Origin of the sequence: Amycolatopsis sp. CFH S0740 (genome assembly GCF_004522315.1) — a bacterium.
Lineage (GTDB): Bacteria > Actinomycetota > Actinomycetes > Mycobacteriales > Pseudonocardiaceae > Amycolatopsis > Amycolatopsis nivea.
On sequence record NZ_SDLS01000064.1, the window covers coordinates 1 to 7,635 of the forward strand.

Here is a 7,635-nt window from a genome sequence, read left to right on the forward strand (position 1 = left end):
CTACCTGGACTACAAGAACGTGAAGCCGGACTACGTCAAGGCCCTGTGGAACATCTTCAACTGGGCTGAGATCAGCAAGCGCTTCGACAACGCCGTCGCCGGCGGCAACGGCCTCCTGCTCGGCTGAGCCCGACGCACTGAAGGCACCGGAAACGGGGTCCGGCCCATGCGGCCGGGCCCCGTTTCGCGGGTTTCGGCGCAATTAGTCGCCCGGCTGGGGGAAATCGCTGCGACGAATGTCGGGAACTGCTGGTCGCCCGCGCATCCCGGCAGCCACCTGCACGGCCTGGATCCGGGTGCATCCGGACGTGCACGCTGCACGCCCGCCGAATGCGGATGCCGATTCGCGCGCACCGGTCGTCTGTGCGAGGACCACCTGATTCAGCGAGATTCGCTCGCATTCGGTGGGTTCTTTCCCCTGATCGAACAAGTGCCTGGACAGCGGCGGACCGGCGCGGCACCCTGGAAGCGCAACCATGTCGGGGGGCAGGGGGAGCACATGGCGTTGCGCATTCATTTCACCGACGACGATTTCGGCCGGACGAGGCGGCGCACCGGCCCCGATCCGCTGTGGGAACTGGTGCTGAGCCTCACCGCGCTGCAGAGCCGCCGCCCGGCGGGCGGGCTGCGGGTCTGGTCGGCTCGTGCCCGCAAGCAGCTTCGGCGGGAGGGGCTGCTTCCGCAACCCCGTCCGGCGCCGGCGCTGGAGTTCCGTAACCGGGCGGTGAAGGCGTTGCCCGCTGGCGGCGACGCGACGGTCCGCCGCACGGGAGTGCTGAGACCGGCGGAGCGGCGGCGGGAGATCGGTCCGGTCGCGGGGGACGGCGTCGTGCGCGTGGAGAAAACGAGGCTGCGGGCCGACCTTCAGACGTTCTTCGTGCACGGGGTCGCGCCGTCGTGGGTCGGGGAAGTGGCCGACGGGGCGCGCACGCTGCTCACGTCGTACATCCTCGCGCGGCAGACTCCGGCCGTCCATCCGGAACGGTCCGGTGCCGCGATCCCCTGGGAGGGCCCGGAATTCTCCGGCGAACCTCCTATGGATCGCAGTGTCTACTTCGGAGGCTTGCTCGTGATCCCGGCCTATTTCCGGGTCGTGGAACCGGATCCGGCGACCGGACCAGAACCGCCAGTGGTACTGGGCCGGTCCGCGATCACCGCGGGGGATGCCGCCCAGGACCCGCTGCCGGACCTGCTCGGCACGACCCGCGCCCGCGCGCTGCACGCGCTGACGATCCCGAGATCCACCGCCGAACTGGCCGGGGAGATCGGCGTGACACCGGTCGCGGCGAGCAAGCACGCGGGCGTCCTGCGCCGCGCGGGATTGGTGGAAAGCCAGCAGGACGGGAAGACCGTCCGGCACGCGGCGACGGCCACCGGACTCGCGTTGCTGAGCGCTTCCGGCGGGGAATGATGGGGCGCGCGGGGGAGAATTCCACGTACTAACGGAAGACAGCGGCAATAAACGACGTGTCAGCACGACCGGCGGCCGGTGCGGAATGGAACGCGTCTCGCCGATCCGGCTGCGGCGGTTGAGTTGCCTCAGTGTGGTGTTACCCACGAATGAGTGAAAAGAACGGGTGAAATCGGACATCGATCCCGGCTCGGATTGCCCGCGGCGGGCCTTTTTTCCTGCGACTTGGGCACATTTGTCCGCGAACCCTGCCGCGTTCCCGGTTTTCGCGGCATTCTCGGATCATGGCTTCTGGTTTCCGCGCGTCCGCGGCGCGCGGGCGCGTGTTCCTCCTTCCGGTCCTGGCCGCGGCGGTTGCGGTCTCGGCGCTGGCCGGGATCTGCCTGGGGCTGTGGATCCACCGGCAGGGCTCGGCGGCGATCGACCGCGCGCCGGGCCGGTCCGTCGTCGCCGCCGTGCAGCCCGGATCCGGCGCGCTGCGGGGGAGCGAGGGCGCCGCGATGCCCGACACCCGGCGCGTCACGTGGACCGCCCCGGACGGCGGCGCCGAGGAAGCGAACATCCCGCTGCGCTCCGACCCGGCGGCCCGCGGCCTGACCCGCATCCGCATGGACGCACGCGGCCAGCTCCGGGCCTCGTCGCCGGACCGCCTCGACGTCCTGTCGGTCTCGGTGATCACGACGGTCGCCTGGGAACTGGTCACCGCGATCGCGGGATTCGCGTTGTACCGCCGATTCGCCCGGGGGCGGGTCGCTGGCTGAGGCGTGGGCGGGAGTGGTGCGGCTGTCGTGGGTGCGGGGTTCGCGCTGCACCGGCGGGTTGGCGCGGGGGCGGGTCTCTGGCTGAGGAGTGAGCGCGGGCGGGGTTGCTGCCGGGTTCGGCTGCCAGCATGCGCGGGGCCGGTTCGGCCGGGGATTCGCGCTGTACCGCCGGTTGGCGCGGGGGAGGGTTGCTGGCTTAGAGGTGGGCGGGGCTGGTTCGGCCGTCGTGGGTAGCGGGTTCGCGCCGCACCCGCGGGTTGGCGTGGGGAGGGTCGCTGCATGGGGTGTGAGCGCGAGGCGGTGCGCTGCCAGCGTGCGCGGGGCCGGTTCGACCACCACCGGGGCGGGGTTCGCCTTGCCCGCCGGTCTGCCCGGCGCGTGTTGCTGCATGGGGTGTGAGCGCGGGCGTCGTGGGCGAAGGCTTCGCGCTGCACCACAAGCTTCGTACGAGAGCCTCAACGCCAATGGCAACGATAAAACCAGATGATCGCGAGCGGGATCGCCGTCGTGAGCACCGCGCCCACCGCGATCGGGGCGGCCGAGCCCATTCCGAAGCCGACCACCAGGGTGACCAGGCCGGTCAGGAACACGCTGAGCACGCCGAGCGCGGCCGCGGCGAAGGTGACCGCGGGCATGGGGCGGAACTTCTCGAACCGGCGGGCAAGGCGCGGATTTTCCTGGGCGAGGCATCGCTCGATCTCGTCCAGCTGGTGTTGTTCGTGGTCGCGCAGCGCCATCGTCCGCTCCGCCCGTCGACCTGGCCGGGACTTCTCCGCTGATTCTGCCACGAAATCCGGCCGGAATCCGGGGTCGAGTTCGATTCGACGCCCCGTGCGGGTGAGTCCGGGAAGCCGCGGAGCGGGGGCGGCCCGCCGCGTCCGGCAGCGGGCCGCCCGTGCGGGTCAGTCGCGGCGGCGGCCGCCCACGATGAGCCGGTAGCCGGTCAGGATGACCAGCGCGCCGAGCACCGCGAGACCCCACGTGCGCAGGTCGAAGAACGTCCCGAGCTGGGTGTGGAACAGCGTTTTGCCGATCCAGCCGCCCACGAACGCGCCTCCGATCCCGAGCAGGATGGTGATGATGCAGCCGCCCGGGTCCTTGCCCGGCATGAGGGCCTTCGCGATCACTCCGGCGATCAGGCCCAGCACGATCCAGCTGACAACGCCCACGTCGGTCCTCTCCTCGGTACGGCGGCGGCCTCTCGGGCCGCCCCTGGCCGGACCAGGATGGCATGGTCCGACCGGGTGGCGCGCGCCAGCGTCGGGGCTACTTTCCGTAGTACCGGCGAGGAGTCAGCGGCGGAGGGCGGTTTCCGTGTCCATGTGCGACAGCTTCGCCGGATTCCGCACCGCGTACAGGCCGGTGATCTTGCCGTCGTCGATGCGCAGCGTGAGCACCGTGTCGACCTCGCCGTCGAGCTTCAGCACCAGCGCCGGATGCCCGTTGACCTGCATCGGGCGCAGCGGCGCGGGGATCTGGGCGCTCCCGGCGGCCAGCAGCCGCGCGACCTTGTCCGCGCCGACGATCGGCCGCGGCACCGCCTGCTTGACGCCGCCGCCGTCGCCGAGGAAGACGACGTCCGGGGCGAGCAGGTCGAGCAGGCCTTGCAGGTCGCCGGTCTCGACGGCCTTCTTGAACGCGTCGAGCGCGCCGCGGGTTTCGGCGGGCGTGACGTCGCCGCGCGGGCGGCGGGCCGAGACGTGCGACCGCGCCCGGTGCCCGATCTGCCGTACCGCGGCCGGGGTTTTGCCGACGGCTTCGGCGATTTCGTCATAGGGCACGTCGAAGACCTCGCGCAGCACGAACACCGCGCGCTCGGTCGGCCGCAGCGTTTCGAGCACCAGCAGCATCGCCGTCGAGACGCTGTCGGCCAGTTCGACGTCCTCGGCGACGTCCGGCGCGGTGAGCAGCGGTTCGGGCAGCCAGGTGCCGACGTAGGACTCCTTGCGCCTGCCGAGCGTGCGCAGCCGGGTCAGCGCCTGGCGGGTGGTGATCCGGACCAGGTAGGCGCGGTGCTCGCGGATCTCCTCGAGGTCGACCCCCGCCCACTTCAGCCAGGTTTCCTGCAGCACGTCCTCGGCGTCGGCGGCCGAGCCGAGCATCTCGTAGGCCACGGTGAACAGCAGGTTCCGGTGGGCGAGGAAGGTCTCGGTGGCGAGGTCCGGGCTCGCTTCGCCGGGCGCTGTCATGGATGGCTCCTTCGCGTTCTGGGGTCGATCGCCCATAGGACGCCGGCCGCCGGGAGTTTGTGACACCAGCCCGGCGTGCGGTTCGGCGTCGTAGTCGAAGCGCCCCACGGGATGCGAGGGTAGCCGGGGCAGCGCTCGACCGAGAGGAGTTCGCGACGATGGCGGAACGGGGACCGGACTGGCTGCGGCGGACGTGGGACGAGGCCGCGCCGCGCTACGACCGCGACATCGCGTGGTTCGAACGGGCGCTGCTCGCCGACGGCCGCGAATGGGTGTGCGGGCAGGCTACGGGGGAGGTGCTGGAGGTCGCCGTCGGGACCGGTCGGAACCTGCCGTTGTACCCGCCGGACGTGCGGCTGACCGGGATCGACCTCAGCCCGTCGATGCTGGACCTCGCCCGTCGGCGCGCCGCCGAGACCGGCCGCGAGGCGACGCTCACCGAGGCGGACGCGCAGTCCCTTCCGTTCCCGGACAGCACGTTCGACACCGTCGTCTGCACGCTGGGCCTGTGCGGCGTCACGGACGAACGTGGTGCCATCGCGGAGATGCACCGGGTGCTGCGTCCGGGCGGCCGGTTGCTGCTGCTGGACCACGTCGGCAGCCATCGCCGCTTCGTTCTCGCTGGTCAGCGGCTGCTGGAGAAGCTGACCGTGTCCCGGCTGGGGGATTACCTGACCCGCCGGCCGCTGCCGTTGCTCGCCGCGGCCGGGTTCGCGGTGGAGCGGGCGGAGCGGAGCAAGGCCGGGATCGTCGAGCGGGTGGCGGCGCGGAAGACCGGCTAGTCCTGTACGGTCGTATTGTACGTTCGTATAGGAGGGGTGCGATGAGCGGCAAACTGGGGCAGATCGCGGTCGGCGTGCTGATGGTGGTCGTCGGCGCGGTGCTGTACTTCGTGTTCCACGACGTCGAGACGCCGGTGATCGGGCTGCGGCAGGCCGGCGTGGTCGTGGGAGTGATCGGGGTGCTTGAACTGGTCGCGGTCGCGTGGCGGGCGTCCCGGCAGTGAAGCGTGCCGCCCATGTGCTCGACGCGGTGCTGAATGTGTTGGCGGAGCAGGGAATCGGCGCGCTCAGTGTGCGGACGGTCGCCGCCGCGGCGGGCGTTTCCCCGGCTCAGGTGCAGTACTACTACCGCACGAAGAGCGACCTCGTGCGCGCCGGTTTCGAGTACGCGGGCGAGCAGTTCCTGGCGGAAATTGAAGCGGCGCAACCGGAATCGATCGCCGACTTCGTCGAGCTGTGGCTGCCGCTGGACGAACCGCGCGCCCGGCGGGCCCGGGTGTGGCTCGCGTACGCGGCGGCGGCGGTCGTGGATCCGGTGCTGCAGAAGGAAAACGCGAGCCTCGATCGCGAGCTGCGGCAGTGGTATGTCAATGCCGGGTTGTCCGAGGACGTCGCGGCGCAGGTGTTCGCCATGATCGACGGCGTGACGCTGCAGTGTCTCTCGCTGCCGATGGCGGACCGTCGGGCATTGGCGGACCGGACGGTCGGCGCGTTCCTCGCGGCGCTACCTGGCTGCATGTAACACGTGATACATTCAGCGCTGTGGCAGACGACAAGTGGCTGGTGCTGGTGGTTCGGGTGCCGTCCGGACCGTCGCGGCATCGGGTCGCCGTGTGGCGTGAGCTGCGGCGGGTAGGCGCGTTGTCGCTCGGGCAGGGCGCCTGGGCGGTGCCGGACGTGCCCGGGTTCGCCGGCGGCGTCGCGCGGGCCGTCGAGCTGGCCGAACGCGGCGACGGCGAGGTGATCACGCTCGACGCCGCGGAACGGGACGGTTCGCGCCTGGTGGAGCTGTTCACTGCCGAGCGGGAAGAGGAGTGGACGGAGTTCCTGGCCGACTGCGGGAAGTTCGACGCCGAGATCGACAAGGAAATCCGGATCGGCAAGTTCACGATGGCCGAACTGGAAGAGGAAGAGCAGAGCCTCGAGCGGTTGCGGCGCTGGCATCGGGACCTGAAGGCGCGGGACGTGTTCGGCGCGCCCTCGGCGGCGGAGGCCGAGCAGCAGCTGAAGCGGTGCGCCGAGCGGCTCGCGGACTACACCGAGCAGGTTTTCCAAGCCCTGCACCAGATGTGAGGGTTTCCGATGCGTTCTGCTGAGCTGCGTCCGCTGTACGCCGCCGGGTTCGTCACCGCGTTCGGCGCGCACAGCATCGCCGCCAGCCTCGGCGCGTACACGCACGGCGATTCCTTGCTGACCCTCGGATTGCTGCTCGCGGTCTACGACGGGGCCGAGGTCGTGCTGAAGCCGGTGTTCGGCTCGCTGGCCGACCGGATCGGGCCGCGGCCGGTCCTGCTCGGCGGATTGCTGGCGTTCGCGCTCGCGTCGGCGGCCTTTGTCGTCGCGGGAAACCCGGCGGCGGTCGGGCTGGCGCGATTCGGTCAAGGCGCGGCCGCGGCAGCCTTCTCGCCCGCGGCCGGGGCGCTCGTCGCGCGGTTGTCGCCGGCGAAACGGCAGGGGCGGGCGTTCGGCGGTTACGGCGCGTGGAAGAGCGTCGGGTACACGCTGGGGCCGTTGCTTGGCGGCGTGCTGATCACGCTGGGCGGATTCGCCTTGCTGTTCGGCACCCTGGCGGTGCTGGCTTTCGTTGTCGCCGGTTGGGCCGCGCTGGTGGTGCCCGCGCCGGAACCGTTGCCGCGACAGCGCCAGACCGTTGTCGACCTTGCCCGCCGGCTCGCTGAACCTGGCTTCCTGCGGCCGACCGCGGTGCTGGCCGGAACGACCGGGGCGCTCGCGGTGGGAATCGGATTCCTGCCGGTCACCGGGGCGGCGAGCGGACTCGGCACGGTGGCGACCGGCGCAGTGGTGTCGGTGCTGGCGTTGTGCTCCGCGCTGGTGCAGCCGTGGGCGGGCCGGCTCCGGGACGCTGGGCGGATCCCGGACGGATGGGGGATGGCCGGCGGGCTGCTGCTGACCGCCGCTGGGCTGGCGTTGGGCGCGTTCGTGCCGGGTGTCGTGGGAGTGGTGGTCGCGGCGGTGGCGATCGGCGTCGGGGTCGGGGTGGCCACGCCGATCGGGTTCGCGCATCTGGCCGGTTCCGCGCCGAAGGAACGGCTCGGGCAGACGATGGGGGCGGCCGAGGTCGGCCGGGAACTGGGCGACGCGGGCGGTCCGCTGCTGGTCGGCGCGATCGCGTCGGCGGCGACGCTGGGGGCGGGGTTCGGCGGGCTGGCTGTGGTGCTGGCGGTGATCGGACTGGTGGTGACTGGCTTCCGAAAGTCGTGAGGGGAACCCTCCGGGAATGAACTGCTCCCCGGAAGTTGGACTGGGAATCT

11 protein-coding genes are annotated in these 7,635 nt (G+C 71.3%); 8 read left to right on the top strand and 3 right to left on the bottom strand.

The genetic code is table 11. From position 1 onward, the window contains the following. From EIZ45_RS45670 to EIZ45_RS45680, 3 genes are all read left to right on the top strand, one after another. Positions 1-127, top strand: a 127-nt coding sequence (locus tag EIZ45_RS45670) for a Fe-Mn family superoxide dismutase (RefSeq protein ID WP_240692056.1), incomplete at its 5' end; no start/stop codon positions are given. 372 nt (positions 128-499) lie between these two features. Beyond that, a complete protein-coding gene (locus EIZ45_RS45675) occupies positions 500-1,411 on the top strand; it encodes a helix-turn-helix transcriptional regulator (protein WP_134670414.1) in 912 nt (303 codons plus the stop codon). 284 nt (positions 1,412-1,695) lie between these two features. Further along, complete coding sequence (locus EIZ45_RS45680) at positions 1,696-2,172, top strand: hypothetical protein (RefSeq protein WP_037820082.1); 477 nt, start codon at positions 1,696-1,698, stop codon at positions 2,170-2,172. A 455-nt stretch (positions 2,173-2,627) separates the two neighbouring features. Here EIZ45_RS45680 and EIZ45_RS45685 read toward each other — a convergent pair whose 3' ends face one another. From EIZ45_RS45685 to EIZ45_RS45695, 3 genes are all read right to left on the bottom strand, one after another. Next, a complete protein-coding gene (locus EIZ45_RS45685; protein WP_037820086.1) occupies positions 2,628-2,909 on the bottom strand; it encodes a DUF3040 domain-containing protein in 282 nt (93 codons plus the stop codon). Positions 2,910-3,074: 165 nt separating this feature from the next. After that, positions 3,075-3,341, bottom strand: a complete 267-nt coding sequence (locus EIZ45_RS45690; RefSeq protein ID WP_037820087.1) for a GlsB/YeaQ/YmgE family stress response membrane protein — start codon at positions 3,339-3,341, stop codon at positions 3,075-3,077. A gap of 123 nt (positions 3,342-3,464) precedes the next feature. After that, on the bottom strand, positions 3,465-4,361 hold the full coding sequence (locus EIZ45_RS45695; protein ID WP_134670410.1) for an RNA polymerase sigma-70 factor: 897 nt from the start codon (positions 4,359-4,361) through the stop codon (positions 3,465-3,467). Between the two features lie 158 nt (positions 4,362-4,519). Between EIZ45_RS45695 and EIZ45_RS45700 the strand changes: the two genes are divergently transcribed. Genes EIZ45_RS45700 through EIZ45_RS45720 form a run of 5 tightly spaced genes read left to right on the top strand, consistent with a single transcriptional unit; the run spans position 4,520 to position 7,585 of the window. Then, positions 4,520-5,143, top strand: coding sequence for a class I SAM-dependent methyltransferase (locus EIZ45_RS45700; protein WP_134670408.1), 624 nt, complete (start codon positions 4,520-4,522; stop codon positions 5,141-5,143). A 41-nt stretch (positions 5,144-5,184) separates the two neighbouring features. After that, positions 5,185-5,367: a hypothetical protein gene (locus EIZ45_RS45705; protein ID WP_134670406.1), complete on the top strand. Its 183-nt coding sequence runs from the start codon at positions 5,185-5,187 to the stop codon at positions 5,365-5,367. Next, positions 5,364-5,885, top strand: a complete 522-nt coding sequence (locus EIZ45_RS45710; protein ID WP_167756739.1) for a TetR/AcrR family transcriptional regulator — start codon at positions 5,364-5,366, stop codon at positions 5,883-5,885. The genes EIZ45_RS45705 and EIZ45_RS45710 overlap by 4 nt, the downstream gene beginning before the upstream one ends. Positions 5,886-5,905: 20 nt before the next feature. Next, entirely contained in the window at positions 5,906-6,436 is a 531-nt protein-coding gene (locus EIZ45_RS45715) for a Chromate resistance protein ChrB (RefSeq protein WP_134670402.1), read from the top strand. 9 nt (positions 6,437-6,445) lie between these two features. After that, complete coding sequence (locus EIZ45_RS45720; protein WP_134670400.1) at positions 6,446-7,585, top strand: MFS transporter; 1,140 nt, start codon at positions 6,446-6,448, stop codon at positions 7,583-7,585. Positions 7,586-7,635: the final 50 nt, after the last annotated feature.

What these genes read in the sequence shown, in the direction of transcription:
- EIZ45_RS45675 (WP_134670414.1), top strand. Translation starts at nt 500, where the DNA reads ATGGCGTTGCGCATTCATTTCACCGACGACGATTTCGGCCGGACGAGG.
- EIZ45_RS45680 (WP_037820082.1), top strand. Translation starts at nt 1,696, where the DNA reads ATGGCTTCTGGTTTCCGCGCGTCCGCGGCGCGCGGGCGCGTGTTCCTC.
- EIZ45_RS45685 (WP_037820086.1), bottom strand. Translation starts at nt 2,909, where the DNA reads ATGGCGCTGCGCGACCACGAACAACACCAGCTGGACGAGATCGAGCGA.
- EIZ45_RS45695 (WP_134670410.1), bottom strand. Translation starts at nt 4,361, where the DNA reads ATGACAGCGCCCGGCGAAGCGAGCCCGGACCTCGCCACCGAGACCTTC.
- EIZ45_RS45700 (WP_134670408.1), top strand. Translation starts at nt 4,520, where the DNA reads ATGGCGGAACGGGGACCGGACTGGCTGCGGCGGACGTGGGACGAGGCC.
- EIZ45_RS45705 (WP_134670406.1), top strand. Translation starts at nt 5,185, where the DNA reads ATGAGCGGCAAACTGGGGCAGATCGCGGTCGGCGTGCTGATGGTGGTC.
- EIZ45_RS45720 (WP_134670400.1), top strand. Translation starts at nt 6,446, where the DNA reads ATGCGTTCTGCTGAGCTGCGTCCGCTGTACGCCGCCGGGTTCGTCACC.